Raw genomic sequence first — 320 nt, forward strand, 5'->3', positions numbered from 1 at the left:
TGGGGCCTTAGCTCAGCTGGGAGAGCGCCTGCCTTGCACGCAGGAGGTCAGCGGTTCGATCCCGCTAGGCTCCACTTTATTTATTATATGTCTCGGAGGTATACCCAAGTTCGGCTGAAGGGATCGGTCTTGAAAACCGACAGGCGGTGAGAATCGCGCGGGGGTTCGAATCCCTCTACCTCCTCCATTTTTTTTTGAAATGGTTTAGCTACATATAATAATAAAATATTTATTTTCCTTCATGGAGGTATACCCAAGTTCGGCTGAAGGGATCGGTCTTGAAAACCGACAGGCGGCGAGAGTCGCGCGGGGGTTCGAAT

General features: G+C 50.6%; 2 tRNA genes. Both read left to right on the forward strand.

Annotated features, from left to right (window positions below):
- Position 1: 1 nt before the first annotated feature.
- Positions 2-74 (forward strand) — tRNA-Ala (locus JDS81_RS29930).
- A gap of 20 nt (positions 75-94) precedes the next feature.
- Positions 95-187 (forward strand) — tRNA-Ser (locus JDS81_RS29935).
- The last annotated feature ends 133 nt before the right edge of the window (positions 188-320 follow it).

The organism is Bacillus cereus group sp. N31 (assembly GCF_016483245.1).
Taxonomy (GTDB): Bacteria; Bacillota; Bacilli; order Bacillales; family Bacillaceae_G; genus Bacillus_A; species Bacillus_A toyonensis.